18 protein-coding genes and 2 pseudogenes are annotated in these 21377 nt (G+C 69.9%); 8 read left to right on the forward strand and 12 right to left on the reverse strand.

The annotated features are described in order from the left end of the window. The 3 genes and pseudogenes from AX744_RS15535 to mtrA form a co-directional block, all read right to left on the reverse strand. Positions 1-713: pseudogene (locus AX744_RS15535) on the reverse strand (LpqB family beta-propeller domain-containing protein); the annotation flags it as partial. Beyond that, on the reverse strand, positions 710-2389 hold the full coding sequence (gene mtrB / locus AX744_RS15540) for an MtrAB system histidine kinase MtrB (protein ID WP_058632640.1): 1680 nt from the start codon (positions 2387-2389) through the stop codon (positions 710-712). The pseudogene AX744_RS15535 and the gene mtrB, both read right to left, overlap by 4 nt. Positions 2390-2396: 7 nt before the next feature. Continuing rightward, a complete protein-coding gene (gene mtrA / locus AX744_RS15545) occupies positions 2397-3077 on the reverse strand; it encodes an MtrAB system response regulator MtrA (protein ID WP_046749491.1) in 681 nt (226 codons plus the stop codon). Positions 3078-3175: 98 nt separating this feature from the next. Here mtrA and AX744_RS15550 point away from each other — a divergent pair, with 98 nt between their 5' ends. The 5 genes from AX744_RS15550 to AX744_RS15570 are packed head-to-tail and all read left to right on the forward strand — an operon-like array spanning position 3176 to position 8653. Further along, positions 3176-4501 (forward strand): glycerophosphoryl diester phosphodiesterase membrane domain-containing protein, encoded by a 1326-nt coding sequence (locus tag AX744_RS15550; RefSeq protein WP_061017844.1) that lies wholly within the window; start codon positions 3176-3178, stop codon positions 4499-4501. Next, positions 4498-5139 carry a DUF4129 domain-containing protein gene (locus tag AX744_RS15555; protein WP_058632639.1) on the forward strand — a complete coding sequence of 214 codons (642 nt, stop codon included), beginning with the start codon at positions 4498-4500 and terminating at the stop codon, positions 5137-5139. The genes AX744_RS15550 and AX744_RS15555 overlap by 4 nt, the downstream gene beginning before the upstream one ends. Beyond that, positions 5136-6377: a DUF4350 domain-containing protein gene (locus AX744_RS15560; protein ID WP_061017846.1), complete on the forward strand. Its 1242-nt coding sequence runs from the start codon at positions 5136-5138 to the stop codon at positions 6375-6377. Before AX744_RS15555 ends, AX744_RS15560 begins: the two co-directional genes overlap by 4 nt. Before the next feature lie 44 nt (positions 6378-6421). Then, the gene (locus tag AX744_RS15565; RefSeq protein WP_218867656.1) at positions 6422-7345 is read left to right on the forward strand and encodes an AAA family ATPase; all 924 of its coding nucleotides are present in this window, start codon (positions 6422-6424) and stop codon (positions 7343-7345) included. Further along, on the forward strand, positions 7346-8653 hold the full coding sequence (locus AX744_RS15570) for a DUF58 domain-containing protein (RefSeq protein ID WP_061017848.1): 1308 nt from the start codon (positions 7346-7348) through the stop codon (positions 8651-8653). It begins immediately after the preceding gene. Positions 8654-8691: 38 nt separating this feature from the next. Here AX744_RS15570 and AX744_RS15575 read toward each other — a convergent pair whose 3' ends face one another. After that, entirely contained in the window at positions 8692-9684 is a 993-nt protein-coding gene (locus AX744_RS15575) for a stage II sporulation protein M (RefSeq protein WP_061017850.1), read from the reverse strand. 16 nt (positions 9685-9700) lie between these two features. On the opposite strand from AX744_RS15575, the gene AX744_RS15580 reads away from it, so the two are divergent. Further along, positions 9701-10510, forward strand: coding sequence for an RDD family protein (locus AX744_RS15580; RefSeq protein WP_061017853.1), 810 nt, complete (start codon positions 9701-9703; stop codon positions 10508-10510). Between the two features lie 44 nt (positions 10511-10554). On the opposite strand, the gene AX744_RS15585 is transcribed toward AX744_RS15580, so the two are convergent. The 4 genes from AX744_RS15585 to AX744_RS15600 form a co-directional block, all read right to left on the reverse strand. After that, a complete protein-coding gene (locus tag AX744_RS15585; protein ID WP_061017855.1) occupies positions 10555-11769 on the reverse strand; it encodes an ABC transporter permease in 1215 nt (404 codons plus the stop codon). Then, a complete protein-coding gene (locus tag AX744_RS15590; RefSeq protein ID WP_197077719.1) occupies positions 11766-12539 on the reverse strand; it encodes an ABC transporter ATP-binding protein in 774 nt (257 codons plus the stop codon). Before AX744_RS15590 ends, AX744_RS15585 begins: the two co-directional genes overlap by 4 nt. Continuing rightward, positions 12515-13441 carry an efflux RND transporter periplasmic adaptor subunit gene (locus tag AX744_RS15595; protein WP_061017858.1) on the reverse strand — a complete coding sequence of 309 codons (927 nt, stop codon included), beginning with the start codon at positions 13439-13441 and terminating at the stop codon, positions 12515-12517. Before AX744_RS15595 ends, AX744_RS15590 begins: the two co-directional genes overlap by 25 nt. Before the next feature lie 100 nt (positions 13442-13541). Further along, positions 13542-13748 carry a DUF3499 family protein gene (locus AX744_RS15600; RefSeq protein WP_021199833.1) on the reverse strand — a complete coding sequence of 69 codons (207 nt, stop codon included), beginning with the start codon at positions 13746-13748 and terminating at the stop codon, positions 13542-13544. Positions 13749-13825: 77 nt separating this feature from the next. On the opposite strand from AX744_RS15600, the gene AX744_RS15605 reads away from it, so the two are divergent. Continuing rightward, positions 13826-14254 (forward strand): hypothetical protein, encoded by a 429-nt coding sequence (locus tag AX744_RS15605; RefSeq protein WP_227750927.1) that lies wholly within the window; start codon positions 13826-13828, stop codon positions 14252-14254. A 60-nt stretch (positions 14255-14314) separates the two neighbouring features. Here AX744_RS15605 and AX744_RS15610 read toward each other — a convergent pair whose 3' ends face one another. From AX744_RS15610 to manA, 4 genes are all read right to left on the reverse strand, one after another. Further along, a complete protein-coding gene (locus AX744_RS15610; RefSeq protein WP_061017860.1) occupies positions 14315-15700 on the reverse strand; it encodes a DUF5719 family protein in 1386 nt (461 codons plus the stop codon). After that, the gene (locus AX744_RS15615; protein WP_061017864.1) at positions 15697-18711 is read right to left on the reverse strand and encodes a glycosyltransferase; all 3015 of its coding nucleotides are present in this window, start codon (positions 18709-18711) and stop codon (positions 15697-15699) included. The genes AX744_RS15610 and AX744_RS15615 overlap by 4 nt, the downstream gene beginning before the upstream one ends. 106 nt (positions 18712-18817) lie before the next feature. Beyond that, on the reverse strand, positions 18818-19138 hold the full coding sequence (locus AX744_RS15620; RefSeq protein WP_082682698.1) for a WhiB family transcriptional regulator: 321 nt from the start codon (positions 19136-19138) through the stop codon (positions 18818-18820). A 162-nt stretch (positions 19139-19300) separates the two neighbouring features. Further along, entirely contained in the window at positions 19301-20431 is a 1131-nt protein-coding gene (manA, locus tag AX744_RS15625; RefSeq protein ID WP_061017867.1) for a mannose-6-phosphate isomerase, class I, read from the reverse strand. Positions 20432-20500: 69 nt separating this feature from the next. On the opposite strand from manA, the pseudogene AX744_RS15630 reads away from it, so the two are divergent. Then, a pseudogene (locus AX744_RS15630) lies at positions 20501-21377 on the forward strand (O-antigen ligase family protein); the annotation flags it as partial.

Below are 21377 nucleotides of genomic sequence, written 5' to 3' on the forward strand. Positions count from 1 at the left end.
GCGTTCTGCACTGCCGGGTCGAGCCATTCGCTGGGGGCACCGCCGATGAGCGCCCGTGTCACCGTCGTCGCGGGGCTCTGCCGCCGCGGGAACCAGCGCATGTCGGGCACCAGGCGCGACCAGCCGAGGTCGAAGTACTGCAGCGGATACCCCTCGAAGACCTTCGTGAATCGCGTCTCGTCGATCACGACGCCGTCGGGCGCCTGCGTGATGCGCCATTCGCCGTTCTCCATGCGCTGCACGGTGAACGCCACCGCGGACGAGCCGACGGCCTCGGCGTATCCGCCGGAGTCGTCGACACTCGCGACGAGGTCCAGCGTCACCTGGACCTCCGCCGTGTCCGCGTCCTCGACCTCGTCATCCGGGACCGAGGACGTGACGGTCCTGGTGTCGGGGCCGATGTCGATCGACACGCCGGCGGAGGGGCTCCAGCTCCGCTGCAGCGATGGCGCGAGGAAGTCGCGCGCGGTGTCCCAGTTGTCGGTGGTCGTGATGCCGGCTTCGAGGAAGCCGTCGACGATCTCCTCCGGCCCTGCGCCCGTGATCGGCCCGGAGGCCACGGGAAGGATGTCGATGTCCTGTGGGGATTCGCCGAGCTTGAGGCCGACGGCGACGTCGCCGCTGGTCGGCAACCCGGCGCAGGCGGGAAGCAGCAGGGCGACGAGCACCAGCGCGAGTCCCCGCAGCCTTCGCTTACCTCGGTGCTCGGTCACGGCCGATCCTCCTCATCGAACATGCCGGCCGGCGCATCGGTCAGCGAGATCGGCTGGGTCGCGTCCCCGATCTCCGCGAACGGCTCCTGCGGCTCCACGGGGATAGGGCTCGGACCGTCCAGGACCCCCTCGTGTCGAGGAATCGTCAGGACGAAGTTGGTGCCGACGCCCAGCTCCGACCACACATCGAGCGTGCCGCCGTGCAGCGTCGCATCTCCCAGGGCGATGGAGAGCCCCAGCCCCGTGCCTCCGATCGTCCGCTGGCGTGAGGGGTCGGCACGCCAGAACCGGTCGAACACCCGCTCCGCATCCGCCGGATCCATCCCGAGCCCGAAATCCCGCACTCCGGCGGCCACCGCGTGCTGATTGCTGTCGATGGTGACGACCACCGGACGACCTTCTCCGTGCTCGATCGCGTTTCCGATCAGGTTGCGCAGGACACGCCGCACGCGCCGCGGGTCCATGTCCACCGGGGAGTATCCCCCAGGCGCCACGAGCCTCAGCTCGGTGCCGTGCCCCTCGGCGAGAGGACGCATCTGCTCGATGATGTCCTCGGCGAGGTGGGTGAGGCTCGTCGCCTCCAGTTCCAGCTGCACCGATCCCGCGTCGTACCGACTGATCTCGAGAAGGTCGGACAGCAGCGTCTCGAAGCGCTGCACCTGGGCGTGCAGCAGTTCGGCCGTGCGGGCGGTGGTGGGGTCGAACTCCTCGCGCTGATCATTGAGCATGTCGGCGGCGAGACGGATAGTGGTGAGCGGCGTGCGCAGCTCATGAGAGACATCGGACACGAATCGCTGCTGCACCATCGAGAGTTCGCCGAGCTCCTTGATCTGGGATTCGATGCTGTCGGCCATCGCGTTGAACGAGCGCCCGAGCGTGGCGAGCTCGTCCTCCCCGTGTACCTCGAGACGCACACCGAGATCACCTGCCGCCAACCGAGCACTCGTCTCGGCCGCCTGCACGATCGGGGTCGACACGGCACGGAGGACGATCCAGGAGATGGCGGCGACGATCGCCACCAAGCCGATTCCCGCGATCCACAGCGTCCGCTGCACGAAGACGAGGGTCTGGTCGGCATCGCCGAGGTCGTAGGCGAAGTAGATCGCGAAAGCCCCTGCCTCCGGGACCTGCAGCTGCTGCCCGACGATGATGCCCGGCACTTCGCCACCGTCGGCGGCCGGCAGAGCCACCGACTGCCAGGCCTGACGGTCGTCGAACTCGATGACACGCGCCTGGAGCTCGGGGCTCAGCAGACTCCGGCTCAGTCCGGCCTCGAACCCGTTCAGCCGCACGCCCTTGGCATCGTCGACCTTGAAACCGGCGAGCTGATCCGTGCTCGACGTGCGGGTGAGATTCGACTGCACACTGTTCCACAGTTCGGTGAGAGCCGCGGAGTCGTCGCCCACCTCCGCCACATCCAGGATCCCCTGGGCCTGGTCGACCGCGCGGCGGGAATCCTCGAGTGCGACGTCCTTGCGCGAGATGAAGAGATCGTTCTGGATCACCAGCGCCATCGTGACGCACGTGATGAAGATCGCGAGCGAGGTCGCCAGCAGTGTGATCGAGAGCGTACGGAAACGCAGCGAGCGGCGCCACAGGACCCCGAGCATCGTCGGCCAACCGCGCCAGTCGCGCAGGACAGCGACCGTCGTGGTGGTCGCTGTCGTCGCGGCCATCGTGCGCCTAGCCGACGCTCCCGGCGCGATAGCCCACTCCACGCACCGTCATGACGATCTTCGGGTTGTCGGGGTCGAGCTCGACCTTGGCGCGCAGGCGCTGGACATGGACGTTCACCAGCCGGGTGTCGGCCTTGTAGTGGTACCCCCACACCTGCTCCAGGAGCATCTCCCGGGAGAACACCTGCTGCGGCTTGGAAGCGAGCGCGACGAGAAGCTGGAACTCCAGCGGTGTGAGCGCGATCGGCTCGGAGCCGCGACGGACCTCGTGCGCATCGACGTCGACGGTGAGATCACCGACGCGAAGCTGCTCGCTGGTGGTCTGCGGCGTCGGACGGAGACGGGTGCGGATGCGCGCGACGAGTTCCTTCGGGTTGAACGGCTTGACCATGTAGTCGTCCGCACCGACCTCCAGTCCTCGGACGACGTCGGCCGTGTCGCTGCGAGCGGTGAGCATGATGATCGGCACGCCGGACTCCGCACGGATGCGCGTGCAGATCTCGATCCCGTCCATGCCGGGAAGCATCAGATCGAGCAGCACGAGATCGGGCCGCTGGGCTCGCCACTCATCGACGGCGCGCGCGCCGTCGGCGCAGAAAACCGGCTCGAAGCCTTCGGTCCGAAGCACGATCCCGATCATCTCGGCGAGCGCTGTGTCGTCGTCGACCACGAGAATACGTGAGGTCATAAGAGTTACCTTATGGCACCGAGTCCCAGCGATCCCAGGTCTGCGCTCCGTGCAGGGGATATGACACGATGGAGGCGCACGATGGAGAGGGAGTGCCTGTGACCGGACAGACGTGGACGCCTGCCCCGAAGAAGGGCATCATCCCTCTTCACCCGCTGTCGTTCGGGATGCTGCTGGGGAAGGCCTTCGCGGCACTGCGACACAACCCCAAGGTGCTCTTCGGGTTCGCCGTCGTCATCCAGCTCATCGTGGTCGTCGTCACCGCTGTGGTGATGGGCGTGGTCCTCTTCACCACGTTCAGCCGCCTGGAGACCGTCTCCCCCTCTTCTCCGGACTTCGAGGCGGTGATGGCGGGCACCATCGCGGTGAACGTCATCGCCGGACTGGCCGTCGGTGTCGCCTCGATCGCCTTCACGGCCATGATGCAGGGGGTCGTCGCCGCGGAGATCGGGTACGCCGCGATCGGTGTGAAGGCCACGCTGGGGATGCTGTGGCGGCGGATGGCGCCCGCCTTCTGGAGACTCGCCGGTTTCGCCTCTCTCTCGGTCGCCGCCGTGTTCGGTCTCTTCATCATCGCCGCCGTCATCATCGCGGGCTTCGTCGCCGGAGGCCTCGGGGGGAGCATGGAGATGGTCGGCGTCGTCGTGCTCGTGGTGATCCTGATCGTGCTCGCCTGCATCCCCCTCGCGGTGTGGCTCACCACGAAGCTGCTGCTCGTGCCGTCGATCCTGGTCCTGGAGCGTGCCCGTTTCCGTGACGCCTTCGTCCGCTCCTGGCGGCTCACCCGCGGGCGGTTCTGGGTCGCGTTCGGCGTGACATTCCTGATCAGCGCGATCATGGGCATCGCGGCACAGGTGGTGAGCGTGCCGGCGACGTTGCTGGGATCGCTCCTCGGCTCCGTCGTCGCCCCCACCGGCGCAGCGGATCCGAGCGCTGCCGTGGCATTCGTCGTGACCCTGATCGCTCCCCAGATCCTGCTCCTGGTCATCCAGGCGATCACGCTCGTGGTGCAGAGCACCGGAGCCGCGCTCGTCTACCTGGACTGCCGGATGCGCTACGAGGGCCTGGATCAGACGTTGATCGCCTATGTGGAGCGCCGCGACCTCGGATGGACCGATGAGCAGCAGGAGGATCCGTTCCGCGTCGATCCCTCACGCGCGGTGACATCGGCTCCTCCGCCCCGCCAGGTTCCGGAACACGTGATGATGTCCCAGGGATACGCATACCCTCCGTCTCCGGCGACGCCCTATCCGACGCCTCCGTATCCGACGCAGGGATACCCGACGCAGCCGGCACACCCGACGCAGCCGATGCAGCCGGCGACAGGAGCATTCCCGCCGCCGCCGCCACCCGCGGTGCCCGCCCCCGGAGACGCTCCGGCCGACAGCGGCTGGACAGCACCCGGCTCCGACGGCGCCGCATGATCCGACGCTTCGACGATCTCTTCGTGCCCGATGGCGACGAGGCTCGACGCTGGGCGGAGGAAGAGCTCTCCAACCCGCGCTACGCGGACGCGAAGCCCACCTGGTTCGATCTGGTGGCCCGCGACATCGGCCGCTTCCTCGCCGATCTGTTCAGCTCGGACAACGGCGCGAACGTCGGTCCGTCCGCTCTCATCATCGTCAGCGTCATCATCGCGGCTGCTCTGATCGCCGCCCTCATCATCTGGGGACGGCCGCGCAGTTCGAGGTCGATCAGGCGGGCGCACGGAGACCTCCTCGGTGCGGCGGACGACCGCACCGCAGCACAGTTGAGATCGGATGCCGAGCGCGCCGCACGCGAAGGCGACTGGGACTCCGCGACCGTCCTGCGCTATCGCGCCATCGCCCGCAGCCTGCGGGAACGCGATCTGATCGATCCGGCACCCGGCGCGACCGCGCAGGGGATCGCCCGCGAGGCCAGCACGGTGTTCTCGGACGAGGCCGAGGCGATGCGACGCGCCGCCCTCACCTTCGACGATGTCCGCTATCTCGGACATCACGCGACGGCGGAGGCGTATCGGGATCTCGTCGACACCGACGATCGGATCCGCGGACGCCGCCTGGAAGTGGTGCCGGCGTGAGCATCACAGACAGCGAGCGCACGCCCCTGCTCCCCGCCGCCTCCGACGCCGAACCGCTCTCCACCGCCGAACGCCGCCCGAGTCGCGCGAAGTCCATCATCGGCTGGGCCATCGTCGCGGCGCTCGTGCTGATCGTCACGGTGGTGGGTCTTCGCGTAGCCGCGACGGCACCCGGTGCGCGCGGCGCCCTCGACCCCGAGGCCCGCGACGATGCCGGCGCGCTCGCGCTCGCGAACATCCTGCGCGATCAGGGCGTCGAGGTCGACGTCCATCGGTCACGAGTCGAGGCCCGCGCGGCGATCGACGCCGACACCACACTGGTCATGGCGAACCCCTACACGCTCACCGACGAAGCACTCGCGACGCTCACCGAACCCGCGGAGCGCGTGGTGTTCCTGTCCACGAGCACCCATCTGCTGAACGAGCTCCGCATCGGCGACAACGCGCCGGGCACATCGTCGGCCGTGAGCGCGGAGTGCGATGTCGCGGAGTTCGCGAAGGTCGGCACGATCCGCGCCGACCGTCTCTTCGCCGCCGCAGACGGCGTGCAGGCCTGCTTCGGGGATTCCGAGGGCGCAGCCGTCCTCGTCGATCGTCGCACCAGTCCTCAGCGCACCGTGGTGGAGGGATCGAGGCTCTTCGGCAACGCCTACCTCGCCGAGAACGGGAATGCGGCCCTCGGACTCGCCCTGCTCGGTCAGACCGACCGCGTCGTCTGGTATGTCCCCAGCTTCGCGGACTCCGACATCGAAGCCGAGCCGGTCGACACGCTGGGCAGCCTCACGCCCTCGTGGGTGACGCCCGCCATCCTGCTGCTGATCGCGGTGGGGGTCGCGACGGCGATCTGGCGCGGCCAGCGGTTCGGTCCCCTCGTCGCCGAGACGCTGCCGGTCACCGTGCGAGCCTCGGAGACGATGCAGGGACGCGCACGTCTCACGGCCAGAGCCGCGGACTCCGCACACGCCGCGCAGGCGCTCCGCGACGGCACTCGGCGACGTCTCGCCCGTCGGCTCGGACTCGCCGTCCACGCCGACGCGGATGAGGTCGCCGACGCGGCATCGGATCGGCTGCGGGTCCCGCGCGGCACGCTCCAGGCACTGCTGGCCGGGCCCCCGCCCGAGGACGACGCCGCCCTGATCGAACTCGCCAGACGCCTCGACCAGCTCGAGACGGCGGTGGACGAGACCGCCCGCACCGACACGACCGCCCATCCCCGAGAAGCAGAGGGAAACACGTGACCGCTGAGAACCATCCCACCGATGACGCCACGCTGCGTCAGGCCATGCACCGGGTGCGCACGGAAGTCGACAAGGCCGTGGTCGGCCAGGCCGGCACCGTCACCGGTTTGCTCGTCTCCTTGCTCGCTCGCGGACATGTGCTGCTCGAGGGTGTGCCCGGCGTCGCGAAGACGCTGGTCGTGCGCTCCTTCGCGCGGGCACTCGGCCTCGACACCAAGCGCGTGCAGTTCACTCCGGACCTGATGCCCGGCGACGTGACCGGCTCCCTCGTCTACGACGCACGTACCGGCGAGTTCGACTTCCGAGCCGGTCCCGTGTTCACCAACATCCTGCTGGCGGACGAGATCAACCGCACGCCGCCGAAGACCCAGGCTGCACTCCTCGAAGCCATGGAGGAGCGCCAGGTGTCGGCGGACGGGGTCAGTCGCCCCCTCCCCGACCCGTTCCTCGTCGCAGCGACCCAGAACCCGATCGAGCACGAGGGCACCTACTCGCTGCCGGAAGCACAGCTGGATCGCTTCCTGATGAAGCTCGTCGTCGGGATGCCGGAGCGCGACGCGGAGGTCTCGGTGCTGCGTCGGCACGCCTCGGGCTTCTCCCCCAGAGAGCTCACCGGAGTGGAGGCGGTGGTCACCGCCGAGGAGATCCGAGCGGCGCAGCACGCTGCTGCCGCGGTCGAGGTGACCGACGACGTCCTCGGCTACGTCGTCGATCTCGCCCGAGCGACCCGCCAGTCGCCCTCGGTCGAGCTCGGTGCCAGCCCCCGCGCCTCCACCGGACTGCTCGCCGCAGCGAAGGCCTGGGCCTGGCTCAACGCGTCTTCGGCGGTCACGCCCGATCATGTGCAGACGATGCTGGTCCCGGTGTGGCGCCATCGTCTCCAGCTGCGCCCCGATGCGCAGATGGAAGGCGTATCCGCCGATGCGGTGCTGACCTCGGTGGTGCAGCAGACCAGGGTGCCGATCTAGGTGTTCATCACCGGTCGCCTCGCCGTCGCCATCGCCGTCGGTATCGTCCCGCTCGTCATCGCCGGGCTCGCGGGCTATCCGGCGTACGCGGTGCTCGGTGCCTGGATCGCTCTGTGCCTGCTGCTCGTCGCCGTCGACGTCGCCCTCGCCGCGAGTCCTCGCTCCGTCACCGTGAGCCGCCGGCTGCCCGCACGCGCGCGGCTCGGCGAGCCGGTCCCGGTGAGCGTCGCGGTGCACAACCACGGCAACAGGGCACTGAACGCGACGCTCCGCGACGCATGGCAGCCGACAGCGGGCGCTCCGCTCGACCGGCAGCGTCTGCACATCGCTCCTGGCGAACGCGGCCGGGTCGCCATTCCGCTCCTCCCCCGCCGCCGCGGAGAACTCGTGAGCGAGTTCGTGATGCTGCGTTCGCGCGGGCCCCTCGGCATCGCCGGTCGACAGGCCCGGCACGTCGTCCGCGGGGCGATCAGAGTGCTCCCGGCGTTCTCCTCCCGCAAGCATCTTCCGTCGCGACTCGCCCGGCTGCGCGAGCTGGACGGCAACACGAGCATCCAGGTGCGCGGTCAGGGCACCGAGTTCGACTCCTTGCGGGAGTACGTGCGCGGAGACGACGTGCGTTCGATCGATTGGAGGGCGACGGCTCGCGCCGGGACCACCATGCTGCGGACCTGGCGGCCGGAGCGGGATCGCCACGTCGTCATCATCATCGACACGGGACGCACGGCTGCCGCACGTGTCGGGGACGGCACCCGCGTGGATGCCTCACTGGAGGCCGCGCTGCTGCTGGCGGCACTCGCCTCCCGCGCGGGCGATCATGTGCACCTCCTGATGTACGACAGGGTGGTCCGCGCGCGGGTGACGGGCGTCGACGGCGCCGCGCTGCTGCCGGCACTCACCGACGCCATGGCTCCGGTGCACGCTCGGCTGGTCGACACGGACTGGCACGGCGCGTTCACCGCCGTCCGCACGCTCACCACACGCCCCTCGCTCATCGTGGCTCTGACCGCGCAGGATGCCGCCGAGTCGGCGCGCGGATTCCTCGGCGCCTTCCCGAACGCGTCACGCGCGACCACCGTGCTGGTCGGCTCCGTGACCGATGACGGCATCTCCGCGCTCGCGCGCCGACGCGACTCCCGGGAGGACGTGTACCTCGCAGCAGCGGCCGAGAGGACCCTCCGCGATGCGGAGAACGTCGCCGATGCGATCCGCAGGGCGGGCGGAGAGGCGATCGCCGCCGATCCGGAGGAGCTTCCTCCCCGGATCGCCGACCGCTATCTGGAGCTGAAAGCGGCTGGTCGGCTCTGAACCCCCGCCCACGATGAGATGTGGCGGCTCACCGTCTGTCAGCCCGCCACCAGACGCGGCGTACCCGCTTCGTACTCGACGAGGTCTCCCGTCTCACCCTGGCGGTGCGCGCGCCCGCCGATGACGAGCATGTAGATCAGGAACACGGCGAGTGCCGCGCCTCCGATACCGATCTTGACCGGCCACGGCAGTGCCCAACCGGTGACGAAACCTTCGACGAGCCCCGCGAGGAACAGGGCGAAGACCAGACCGATCGCCACGGTCGCGAGCGCTCGGCCCTGCTCGGCGAGCGCTTCACCTCGCGTGCGTCGCCCCGGCGCCACCCAGGCCCAGAACACGTGCAGACCTGCGGCGGCCGCCACGAAGATACAGGTCATCTCGAGCATCCCGTGCGGAAGGATGTACAGCACCATCAGGTCGGCCTTGTCGTGGACGGCCATCACCGCGCCGGTGGTCCCGAGACCCATCGCGTTCTGCACGAGCATGTAGACCGGCCAGACCCCCGTGACGCCGAAGAGCACGCACTGCATCGCGATCCAGGCGTTGTTCGTCCAGACCATGCCCATGAACACGGCAGCGGGGTTCTCGGTGTAGTAGCCCGTGAAGCTCTCGTCCGCATACTGCTCGAGTGCCGACGGCGAGCCCAGAGTCGCCACGAGCGCGGGATCGCTCGCGATCCAGGCCGCGGTGCCGACGGCGACCGCGATGAAGGAGATCGCGATGACCAGGGTCGTCCAACGCAGGCGATACAGCGCAGCGGGAAGCTGCAGACGGAAGAAGCGTCCGGTCTGCGTGAGGATGCTGTCCGATGCACCGGTCAGACGCAGGCGTGCACGGACCAGGATGGTCGACAGGTAGGCACCCTGCGGCGAATCGCCGACCGAGGTCTTGAGCTCAGCCAGGTCGGCGGAGGCGGCGCGGTATCGGACGATGAGCTCGTCGACCCCGTCCCCGTCGAGACGGGCGCGACTGAGTTGGTCCAGCCGCTCCCATTCGGCGCGGCGTGCATCTGTCAGCGCATCGGCATCCACCTGATTTACTGTACTCATGTCCACCCCGATCGATGCTGCAGACGAGGTGCTCTCCGGCGAGGCCGTGGCGATCGACGTGCAGCCCATCGGCTTCCTGCTCCGAGCGCTCGGCGCCGCGATCGACATGCTCCTCGGATACGCCGTGTTCCTCCTGTGGATCTTCCTGCGCATCTGGCTGCTCGACGCCGGCGTGCTCGACGAGACGACGGATCGGATCGCCGTGGTCTCGGCCTTCGTGGTGAGCTTCGTGGTGCTGCCGATCACGATGGAGGTCGCCCTGAAGGGACGCAGCCTCGGCAAGCTCGCGGTCGGCGGGCGCATCGTGCGCGTGGACGGAGGCGCCGCGGGGTTCCGACACGCCTTCATCCGCGCCCTCCTCGGCGTGCTGGAGATCTACATGACCTTCGGCGGTGTGGCGGTGCTCACCGGCGCGTTCAACGCGCGGTCGCAGCGCCTGGGCGACCTGGTCGCCGGCACCTACAGTCAGCGCGTGCGCACCCCCGCTCTCGTCGCGCACGTACCCGTGCTTCCTCCGTCGTTGGGCGGCTGGGCCCAGATCGCCGACGTCGCTCGGCTCCCCGACCGGCTCGCGCGGCGCATCTCCCAGTTCCTGCAGAGCGCCCCCCGCATGATTCCTGCGGCGCGGGCACGTGTCGCGCTCGATCTGCTGACCGAGGCGACCCCCTTCGTCTCGCCGCTGCCTCCGGCTCCGCCGGAGCAGGCGCTGATCGGGATCACCGCGCTGCGCCGGGAACGCGAACGCCGGGCACTGGAGAACTCCGACCGTCGCGCCGAACGGCTCACCGGGCGGCGCGTCGGCGTCTGAACGGCGCCGGTCACCGCGGCGTCCTCCGCACCTTCACGCGTACGTCAGAAGCGGATCGCGTCGATCACCTTGACACGGAGAGCGACCAGCGCGGGGATGAACCCGGACACCGCACCGACGATGACCGACGCGAGGAGGCCGATGAGCGCCGCGCGCATCGGGAAGGGCGGGATGTCCTGGATCCCGTAGAACATCGACGTGATGATCCACTCCGAGCGCAGCACCGCGACGACGATCGCGATCCCGATCACTCCCGCGACCGAGGTGGCCACGAGGCTCTCCAGGAACACCGCGAAGAAGACCCGCCCCGAGCTCGCACCGAAAGCGCGCCTGACCCCGATCTCCCGAACGCGTTGACGCATCGCCACGAGCTGGATGTTGATCAGGCTGAGCGCCCCGAGGGCGAGGATCAGGGCCGCGATACCACCGGTGACCATCTCGAACGTCGCCTGCGCATCCAGAGCCCCCGGCTGCGCAGCCCAGTCGGACCTGCTCACGGACACCGTCTGACCTTCGGGCAGCCCCGCCCTGAGGTCCATCGCGAGCACCGGCGCGATCCGATCCACCTGGCCGGTCCCCATCCAGATCTCGTACTGCGTCCACGCATCGGTCGGGAGCGCATCCACGCGGGCACGGTAGGAGTCGTACAGCACATCGACGCGCATCTCCTCGTCGCCCATGCCCTGGCGCGGAGTGATGCCGATCACCTGGTACGTCCCGCCGGCCGGGCCGCCGAGCGTCACGGTCGGGTGCTGCGACAACGGCACACGCCCCAGCCGGTCCCACAGGGGCTCCGTGATGACGACGGGCGGGGCCATCGCCTCGCTGTCGGAATCGAGGAACCACCGCCCTTCCAGGAGGCGCTCGCGATGGATCTGCGAGAACGCGGGATCCATGACGCGGGCCGGAACCTGCACGATCCCGTCGGGGAGCTGGACGTCGAGCATCACGCCCTGGGAGATGCGCGCCGTGTGGCTGAACCCGAAGCGCTCGGACACGCGGTCGAAGCGGGCATCGAACTCGTCGGCGTCGACGGGCGTGCCGTCGTCGCTGTTGACCGCGACGACGACGGTGGCCGCTCGTCCGCCCCACCGGTCGGACTGCTCGGCTTGGAACTGTCGCTGGTACTCGGAGATCGCGACGACCGCGGTGAGCGCGCCCACGGACACGGCGATCCCGATGAGGCTGAGCAGCACGCGCAGTTTGTGCACACGGATCTCGGCCCAGGCGTCGGAGAGGGCGCCGAGGAAACCGGTCATGCGACCACCTCCGGTGCGGCGGAGGGCACGGGGGCGGCGAGGGTCGACGCCTCGAAGGCGCGGCTGAGGTCGGCGATCTCCAGGCGTCCGGCGTCGAGTCGGTAGTGGCGACGCGCCCGCGCAGCGACATGGAGATCGTGCGTGATGGTGACCAGTGCCGCGTCGGTCTCTGTCGCCACTTCGTCGAGCAGCGACATGACCGATGCCCCGGTGTCGATATCGAGGGCTCCGGTCGGCTCGTCCGCGAGGATCAGGACCGGTCTGCGGACGAGAGCCCGCGCGATGGCGACACGCTGCTGCTCACCGCCGGAGAGCTTGTCGGCGATCTGGTCGACGCGATGCCCCAGCCCGACGCGCTCGAGCATGTCGGCCGCGATCTGGCGACGGTTCCAGAACATCCGCCCCTTCGCGTGGCCGAGCGGCATCATCACGTTGTCGATCGCCGTACGCCCCGGCAGAAGGTTGAACTGCTGGAACACGAAGCCGACGTTGTCGCCGCGAAGGCGGTCGAGGCGACCGGAGCGCATCCGGCGCACCTCCCGACCTTCGAACGCGACGGAGCCGGAGGTGGGCGCATCCAACATCCCCAGGATGTTGAGCAGCGTCGATTTCCCCGACCCCGAGCGGCCCACGATGGAGACGTGGTCCCCCGCTCCGACCTCGAGGGTGACGCCCCGAAGGATCTCCAGGCGCGAGTCGTCGGCGAGCAGGACGCTCTTGGAGACGTCGTCGAGCGCGACCAGGCTCACCAGCTGGTCCCGGTGTCGCACTGCTCCACTCCCGGGGAGACCTCGTAGCAGAACTCCTCGACCGGCGCGACGAAGCCGGGCACGAACTGACGGATGCTGTCGCCCTCCGCCAGACCCTCCGTCACCTCGACCATGACGCCGTCGTTGACGCCGAGAGTCACCGCCCGCTCCTCGGGGTCGGAGCCGTCACCGGCGTCGACCCAGACCTTCCCCGACCCCGCACCGCCCTGGACGGCGGTGACCGGGATCACCAGCGCGTCATCCACCTGGCCGAGAGCGAGGTCGATCTTCGCGGGGAGACCTGCGAAGACCGTCTGGTCGACCGGGATCGCGCAGCGCACATTCGCGGTGCCCTCCGCCGTCACCTGGACTCCCACACCGGTGCACGCGAACGGGGCAGGGCCGCCCGTGATGGTGACCGTGGCCTCGGTGGGAGCATTGACGAGCCGGTACAGCTGCACGGGGTCGACGGTGGCGAGCAGGTGATAGCGCGCTGGCGTGAGCTTGTACGTCTCGGTGCCGACCGTGGTGGCCTGGCCCTTGACGACGGCGAACTCCGACACGTCGCCGGCTTCGGGCGCGAGAACGTCGATGTCCTTGCGCGGCTCCTCCTGACGCACGGTGTACAGCTTCTGCCCCGCGGTCACGGTCGCCCCCTCCCCCACGTGCACGGCGAGGACGGTGCCGTTGAGCTCACCCCGGACGGCGAAGTCGTCGTCGCGCGCCACGTTCCCGCTCAGGCTCAGCGCGTTCACGACCGAACCGCGCTCGACAGCCACGACGGGATCCGTGATCCCGGCCTCCGGACTGACGACGCTCTCCGCGCGGTCGGGGAAGAACGCGATCTTGACGAGAGCCGCGGCGCACGCGCCGAAGACCACGACGAGAAGCAGGGGGAAGATCCAGCGACGCCAGACGATCACGAGTGCCTTTCCGGCCGCGCCGCCCTGGCACGCCTGCGGTCAGCGTATCCAGACTTCGGAATTCAGCGCTCGGCTGTGACCGCGTGTCGATCCACCGGTGTCAGGCGCGCAGTGCTTCGTGACGGACGACGAGCCACCCGGCGGGCACCGAGAGCCGGTCGGCGTGGGGCGAGCACAGATCATGCGCCTGAGGATCGTTCGCAGCGCCGAGCGGGCCGAGGGCCGCCATCTGATCGCCGTAGTCGTAGGTGAGGGTGGCCACGGCCTCTCGCGCGCAGCCGACCTTCGAGCACAGTCGTCCGTCCATCTCCGCCAGCGTACGGCGCACTCCGACGCGGCGACGGATGCCGCGCCGGGCGAGCCGCCACCGCCTAGACTTTCGTCATGCCTCGTCGACGCGCCACCCCCGCCACCGCCGCTCCTCGGCGCGGTGCGCGGCATGGGCGACATGGTCGCCTGGGCCGCAGCGAGGTCGTGCGTCCGCCGTTGGCTCCTCTCGACGGACGCATCGACCGGTTCGACCTCACGGTCGGCACGGCCGTCGAGTTCCTCCGCGGTACCTGGCCCGAACTGCAGGACGTCCGGTTCGAGATCGGCGCGATCCCGGGGTTCGACGCGACCGACGAAGTGCCCCGGTGGTATCTCGACCGCGAGAACCGGCGCATCGTGCTGTTCCGACTCCCCATCGAACGGCTCCTGCCCCCTGGGCACGACGATGCCGCGCACCGGCGCATGGCCATCGAGAGCGCGGTCTTCCGGGCAGCGGCCGAGTACGTCGGCCGCGAGCCGTGGGACCTCGGCCACGACCACTGACACCACGACTGACGCCACGACAGTCGTTGCCGGCATGTCGGCCCGAACGCGGTGCGCCGCTCAGGGATAGACCGTGATCGGCTTTTCTCCGCCGGCGCTCGTCTGGATGGGCATCACCGCGATGGCGCCGGGAGCCGTGAGCGCCACCGCAGCGTGCACGGGCGCCGTCGTCTGCATCCGATAGGTCGTACGCCCCGCGACGGCGACCCCGGCGGTCTCGCCTGCCGGGACGACGATCTCCTGCGCTTGCCCCCCGTCCACGGGTTCGAGTGTGACGGTGGCGTCAGCGTCGGATGTGTTGGCGAGCTGCAGTCTGGCCGCCGGACCGGACGGCACGGCGAACACCACATCGACATCGACCTCAGGAGCCGGCATCACCCAGGCGAAGTCCGAGTCGAGCCCGAATCCGTCCTGCTGTCGGACGGCGGCGATGAGCGGCACGTCCGCTTCCACCTCGACCGTGTACCGACCCGGCTCGAGACCGGACAGGGACACCTGGGACGGGAGATCGGCTTCGAGCGGGACGGTGAACTCATCGGCCAGACCCGCCTCCCCCTCGGCGTGGACCTTGACCTGGACGCGAGCGCCGACGCCCGGCGACAGAACGCGAAGAACAGTCATCTCGGAGTCGTCGCCGCTGGCCGGGAACGCCTCCACCCCGGTGAACACGAGCCTCTGCTGCGCCCCGGGGACCGAGTCCTGCAGGTCGATGCCCGCGGGATCGAGAACCCGCACCAGCGATGACTGGAGGGCTGCGCGCACCGGGGCTCCCACCGCGCTCACCTTCACCACGGGCACGTCGTTGCCGGTGGTGAATGAGGTGAGGGGAAGGGCCGTCTGCGAGCGCGCGGGGACGATCACCGTCCGCGTGCTCCGCGCGGGTCCGTACACCGACAGCGTGACCGTGGACGGGACATCGGCCGCATTCGTCAGCGTCACGATGTCCTCCGTCCCGGTGTCGATGCTTCCTCCGACGAGCCACGACTCCAATCGCGGCTGACCACACGGCAGGGCGGCGTATCCCGCGAGGTCGTCGGCCGCGATCGTGATCGACTCCGCTCCGGCGATCAGCGGTGCCGTGCGCCCGTCGACCCGCCCTGTGAGCCGTTCCGGTCCCTCGGCCTCCGGCAGATCCGTCACCGCGAGCCGATCCGCTTCCGGAGCTCCCGCGGTACCTCCTGTCGTCAGGGACGGGGAGGCTGCGGGGAGCATGTCCAGCGGGGCCGCGGCGTCGCGCCCGAGTGCACGGAGGTCACCGTTGCAGACGAGGATGCTGTCACCGGGGACCGGTGTGACCTCGACCTGTGCCGGATCGTGCGCGACGACAGGCCACGGGGCGTGCACCGCCGTCGCGACACCGATCACGCACGCGGCGATGACCGCCACGCCCGTGATGACCCTGGCACCGGTCGCGGCGACTCGGAATGCGCGGTTGCCACTGCTCATCGGTCCTCCTCGGTAGAGGTCGGGCGTCGTTCACCGCGGTCCGTCGACGCTTCTGTGCCAGACGAAGACGGCTCGTCGCTGGTCGGCTGGGCGATCGGCGCGAGGGCATCCTCGTTCAGTGCGGGCTCGTCCTGCGGGTCCTCGATCGTCCCCACCGGAGCTTCGTCGATGAGGTCAGCGTCCTCCCTGTGCCTCGGCAGGACGATCGGCTCGTCCGGCACACGACCGACGATCCGGGAGCGGGAGCGTGCGGCGCGGCGCGATGCCCTCGTCGGGATCGACAGCAGGAGGGCGGCGAACACCGCCAGCAGCTGCAGGGTGATCACGAGTCGTGCCGTGCCCTGCTGAGCGGAGGTGAGGGAGGGCTGCTCGGCAGGTTCGGCCTCCAGCCGCCAGAGCACTCCACGGTCGGTGGTCCCCGCGTGCACCAGGCCGGCACGCTGGTCGATCGCTGCGACGGCCTCGGTGCGCAGAGCCCTCGCTTTGTCGCCCTCTCCCTGGACCTGGGCGACTAGCACGTAGCTGATCCCCGTCTCCGCGAGGGCACCCGGCGCGTCGAAGTCGCGCGCGGAGAGGAGGTCCACGGCCAGCGTCGAGATGTCGGCGCCCTGTGGCTCGACGGCGGTGGAGGTCAAGGTCGACTGCGAACCGAGGGTCTCGCTCGCGCCCCACGTCACCTCAGCGGCGAGGCCGCCGTCGTTCTGGGGGGTCAGCACGAGAGTGGCGATCGAGCGATCACCGGCCGCCTGTGCTGCCACGTATGCCGGCAGCGTCGAATCCGGCCCGTTGGTCAGGACCGAACGGTCGGTGTGCTGCGCACTGAGCGCGGGCACCGCGCATGCTGCCAGTGCCGCCGCTGCGACCACCGCGGCGGAGACCCGCAGCCGCGGCATGGTGAGAGCGGTGTCCAAGGTGACGACCGCGGCACCGACCACGCCGATCCAGGCCAGGCTGAGCCCTGCCCCTGGCCAGATCGCGACCGGAGTTCCCTGCGCGAAGCTCACGGTGACGCCGACAGCGAGGAAGGCCGTCGCGAGCCCGGATGCAGCGACGACGAGCAGGGTGATCCCCGCACGCCAGCGCGGCGCGACCGCTGCTCCGAGCGCGAGCACGGCGATGGGGGCGCAGAGCAACGGAGCCCATACGGCGATCGACGGCGGGACGATCTCCATCCATCCGGCCAGCGCCGGCGTCGGGAAGCCGCCGGCGAGCGCGAGACGCCCTGCGGCGTCGGCGGCGACCTGCGGGCCCGCCCAGATGAATCCGGGATCGGCCAGCAGTGCCAACGGCGTGCCGTGTGCGAGCTGCCAGAACACGAGCGGCGCGAAGAGGACGATCGTGGGCACCGGCAGCCACAGCAACCGGCCCGCGCCGCGGAACTGCGCGGTTCCCAGCACGATGCCGAGTGCGACGACCCACAGCAGTGCGAGGGCGGGGGCGAGCGAGGGAGCGCAGGCGACGACCGCGGCGAGGAGCAGCGAGGCGCTTCCCGCGGCGCCCCAGGAGCGATGCGCGACCACCGCGCTGTGGAAGAGCCACGGGAGCAGGAGGTGTACCAGGACCGCAGTCGGGCGCCCGTCGACGAGCGCGGTGAGGAAGGTCGGGGCGAGAGCCCACGCGACTCCCGCGAAGATGCGCAGGCCCTCACGGTCGGTCACCCGCGTCGCGGCGAACCAGCCGCCGAGCACGGCGAGCGGGAGCGCGAGGATCCACAGCAGAACCACCGAGAACGAGGGGCCGGCCGGCCAGAGCGAGCCCAGCACCGCCACGACCGACGCGAAGGGGTCGGCAGGGCCGACCAGGTCGAGGGCGACGTCCCGCATCCCCCACGCGGCGTCGCTCCACAGCGCACCCACGGTCTGTCGGAGGGGCAGCAGTGCCCCTCCCCCCAGCGTCGGCCATGCCAGCAGGCTCGTGAAGGAGGCGATGCTGACCACCAGCGCTGCGAGCACGGCCCAGGCGCCGCCCCCCGAGAAGAAGCGCAGTTCGCTGACCGCACCGCCCTCGCTCCCGTGGCCGTCGTCCAGCCGTCGCCGCAACTCCGAAGACGTCACTCGCAGCGGCGCGATGCTGGCCCAGCTGGAGGTGCGGAACGCACGAATCGCTGCGCGCGAGCGCACGACGGCGCCGAACCGAGACATCGCCGTGAGCGCGGCACCCCATTCGGGAAGCACGGCTTCCGGGCGCTTCGCGACGAGATCGGTGATCGAGCGCCACAGCGCGAGGGGCAGCAGGCTGAGCCAGTGCAGAGGTACGGCTGCGGCAGGCGCATAAGCCAGGCGCCGATGGAGCTGGGCCAGCCGGGTGACGAAGGCGCGCCGGAATCGGCCGGACGGCAGCGCGGCAGGACCATCGGGGGATACGGAGACGCGCGCGCCTGGAGCGAGCACGACGCGCCCTCCGCCCAAGCGCGCGCGGACTCCGAGGTCGAGGCCCTCGTCTGCGCCGGCGAGCGCGGGATCCGGCCGCAGGGCATCGCGGACCTCGCCACGGATGAGGAGACCTCGCACGTCCGCACCGAGTGCGTCGTCCGAGCGGTCGTGCTGTCCCTGGTCGAGTTCACCGGCCGCGAGTTCGACCGAGCGTCCGAGAGCGGTCATGCTGACGCCGAGCGATACGATCTCGCGGTCGTTGTCCGAGGCCACGAGCTTGGGAGCGATGATCGCGGCGGAGGGCGAGCGCTCCAGCATCCCGCTCAGGCGCTCGAGTGCCCGCGGGTGCGGCGTGGTGTCCTGAGCGAGCAGCCAGATCGCCGAGCCTTCCGCGACTCGGGGCCTCGCGAGCTCGACGGCCTCGGCGAAGGAGGTGGTGGCGCGCGCCTCGATGATCCCCTCGACGGTGCTCGCGACGGCCTCGCTCTCGCGCACTGACGATGCGTCGCCGCACACGACGAGCGTTACAGCGGCGGCGGGAGTGGTCTGAGCGCGGAGGGCGTCGAGAGTGCGGAGCAGTTGCGCTCGGGAGGACGATCCAGTGCGCGCGACGATGATGGCGTGAACTCGGGCTGGCATGACGTCGTCAGCCTATGCGCGCGACCCCCGACGTCTGCGTACTGGACGCGGCGCGCCCGCGAAGCCATGCATCCCTGCGGTTCTCGCTCCGGGAGCGATGGACGACTCAGCTGGCGCGGCGCTTGAGCTTGCGACGCTCGCGCTCGGAGAGCCCGCCCCAGATGCCGAATCGCTCGTCGTTGTTGAGAGCGTATTCGAGGCATTCGCCACGGACGTCGCACGAGGTGCAGATCCGCTTGGCGTCCCTGGTCGAGCCGCCCTTCTCAGGGAAGAACGCCTCGGGGTCCGTCTGCGAGCAGAGCGCGTCGCTCTGCCAGGCGAGGGCATTGTCGTCCTCTGCAGTGTCCGCGCGTCGAACCCCGGGAACACCGAGGTTGATCGGATCGACGAACCAGTTCTCCGGTACGTCTGAACGGTATCCCGTCATCTCGATCTCCAACCCTGTCTCCGCCCCCCGGCGGGCCGTGCGCATGACTAATTACACCCGTGTCATTCGCTCCGGTCAAGTCGCGGATCGTAAACCCTCAAGGAACTCTTTAAGGTTCTTGACCTGTCACCGGCGTGTCGGATCGCGTCCGATGAGCCCGTGTCAGCGTCCGGGTCCGGCAACGAACGCCTCACCAGCACCCGTGAGGGTGATCCCCTCCTCGGCGGAGTCCGCGAAGGCGACGGTCCCGACCGCGAGCGTGAGCGCCTCGCCCTGTGAAGAGGTCACCGTCACCTCACCGGCCGTCGCAAGGACCATCGTGGGCCCGGAGAGCCCGATCGTGAGCGGGTCGCCGTCGACGACGACCCGTTCGAGGGCGAAGTCGGGCACCGGAACGGGATACGGCGTGACGGGACCCTCAGCCCGCGCCCGCAGCACCGGCACTTCTCCGGGGGCGGTGTCGAGGATCGCGAGAAGCTCGGGGACGTCGATGCGCTTGGGAGTGAGTCCGCCGCGGAGCACGTTGTCGCTCGCCGCCATGATCTCCACGCCGAGACCGGAGAGGTAGGCATGGAGGAGGCCGGCACGGAGGAAGATCCCCTCGCCCCGCTCGAGGACGACGTGGTTCATGAGCAGCGCCACCACGACGCCGGGGTCGCCAGGGTACGTCTGCGCCACGCTCGCTATCGCCTGCAGAGTCGTGCTCCACTCCCCTGCGTCTTCGCGGGTGGAGGCAGCGACGACCGCGGCGATGATGTCGTCGACCTCAGCGCGTGCACCGCCTCCGAGCAGCCAGGCGATCACGTCGCGCAGGACGTCGCCTTCCGCGCTCAGGCGCGTCCGGAGCTCCTGGACGCCGTGGCTGTCCTCGAGAGCGCCGAGCAACGCGAGCGTCCGGGGAACGGGACGCAGTCCGCTCAGGGACTCGAAGCGCTCGCTGAGTGCGACGAGGAGTTCCGGCTTGTGGTTGGCGTCGCGATAGTTGCGCCGAGGGTCGTCCGCGGCGAGACCGCTCTCGCGCTCCCATCCTGCCTTGGCCTGATCGATCGTCGGGTGCACCTGGATCGAGAGCGGGCTCCCCGCGGCGAGCAGCTTGAGCAGGTACGGGAGCGTGCCCCCGGTGATCTGGTCGAGTGTGCCGCCGCCCGCGACGTCGGCGGGGTCGCCGGGATGGTCCCCGAACCACACCTCGGCCTCCGGCGCACCGGTGGGCGTACGCCCCTCGAGTCCGGCGAGAAGCGAGTCCGATCCCCAGGCGTAGTCACGGGGCGTGTTCGAGAGGCGCAGCAGCATGCACCCCAGCGTAGAGCGGTGCTGCGGCGTTCAGCGACGCCCGGAGCACGGCGCGGTAGCCTGAACGCGATGGCCCAGTACACGAAGCATCCGGTGTCTGCCCCGCCCACCGCGCCGGAGCGCGAGTCGACGGGGCATCTGCTGCTGCGCGGGTATGCGATCCTCGTGCTCTTCGTGACCTTCGCCCACTCCGCGGTCTACAACCTGCTCGGGCGGGACGGGGCCGCCGTGACGCTCGCCGTCTTCACGCTCACGACCCTCGGCATCGGCATTCCGATGCTCGCCCGCAATCGCCCCCAGCCGTTCCGCTGGCGGCGCCTGCCCTGGACAGCCCTCGGCTACACCGCCTTCGCGCTCGTCTCCGTCGCCTGGTCGCAGTGGCGCGGTCCCACAGTCGTCACCTGGATCCTTCTCGCCGCCGTCACGGTGAACGCGCTCTTCCTGGCCCACGTGCTCACCTGGCACGAGATCGTCCGTGCCCTCTCGTCGGCATTCAAATGGATCCTCGGCCTCTCGCTGGCGATCGAGCTCTGGGTCTCGCTGGTGCTGCACGGGCCGCTGCTGCCCAACTTCCTCACCCTCCCTGACGGCAAGATCGATCCGCAGTGGTACTGGGTCCGCGACAACCTGTTCGACGGCGGCAGGATCCAGGGCATCGTCGGGAACGCGAATCTGCTCGCGATCATCTCGCTCTTCGCGATCATCACCTTCGGAGTGCTGTTCGCAGCCAAGGCGCGCTGGCGCACCACCCTGGCCCTGTGGATGCTCCTCGCCGCGTACTTCCTGTTCCGGACCGCATCGGCGACGGCCCTCGTGTGCGCGGCGGCGGTCGCCGTCGTGCTCGCTGTCGCGCTGCTGATGCGGCGGGCCCGCACTCCGGGAGCGCGCACCCGCATCTACGTGGTCTCGATCGGCGGCGCGGCGGTCGCCGCGCTGGGGATCTGGC

Origin of the sequence: Microbacterium sp. CCH5-D1, from assembly GCF_001557335.1 — a bacterium.
In the GTDB taxonomy this organism is placed as follows: domain Bacteria; phylum Actinomycetota; class Actinomycetes; order Actinomycetales; family Microbacteriaceae; genus Microbacterium; species Microbacterium oxydans.

Excerpts from the sequence above, each read along its gene's own strand:
- manA (WP_061017867.1), bottom strand. The coding sequence starts at position 20,431 with ATGCTGCTGCGCCTCTCGAACACGCCCCGTGACTACGCCTGGGGATCG.
- mtrA (WP_046749491.1), bottom strand. The coding sequence starts at position 3,077 with ATGACCTCACGTATTCTCGTGGTCGACGACGACACAGCGCTCGCCGAG.
- AX744_RS15615 (WP_061017864.1), bottom strand. The coding sequence starts at position 18,711 with ATGCCAGCCCGAGTTCACGCCATCATCGTCGCGCGCACTGGATCGTCC.
- AX744_RS15610 (WP_061017860.1), bottom strand. The coding sequence starts at position 15,700 with ATGAGCAGTGGCAACCGCGCATTCCGAGTCGCCGCGACCGGTGCCAGG.
- AX744_RS15585 (WP_061017855.1), bottom strand. The coding sequence starts at position 11,769 with ATGACCGGTTTCCTCGGCGCCCTCTCCGACGCCTGGGCCGAGATCCGT.
- AX744_RS15605 (WP_227750927.1), top strand. The coding sequence starts at position 13,826 with ATGCCTCGTCGACGCGCCACCCCCGCCACCGCCGCTCCTCGGCGCGGT.
- AX744_RS15620 (WP_082682698.1), bottom strand. The coding sequence starts at position 19,138 with ATGACGGGATACCGTTCAGACGTACCGGAGAACTGGTTCGTCGATCCG.
- AX744_RS15555 (WP_058632639.1), top strand. The coding sequence starts at position 4,498 with ATGATCCGACGCTTCGACGATCTCTTCGTGCCCGATGGCGACGAGGCT.
- mtrB (WP_058632640.1), bottom strand. The coding sequence starts at position 2,389 with ATGGCCGCGACGACAGCGACCACCACGACGGTCGCTGTCCTGCGCGAC.
- AX744_RS15600 (WP_021199833.1), bottom strand. The coding sequence starts at position 13,748 with ATGGACGGACGACTGTGCTCGAAGGTCGGCTGCGCGCGAGAGGCCGTG.
- AX744_RS15565 (WP_218867656.1), top strand. The coding sequence starts at position 6,422 with ATGCACCGGGTGCGCACGGAAGTCGACAAGGCCGTGGTCGGCCAGGCC.
- AX744_RS15580 (WP_061017853.1), top strand. The coding sequence starts at position 9,701 with ATGTCCACCCCGATCGATGCTGCAGACGAGGTGCTCTCCGGCGAGGCC.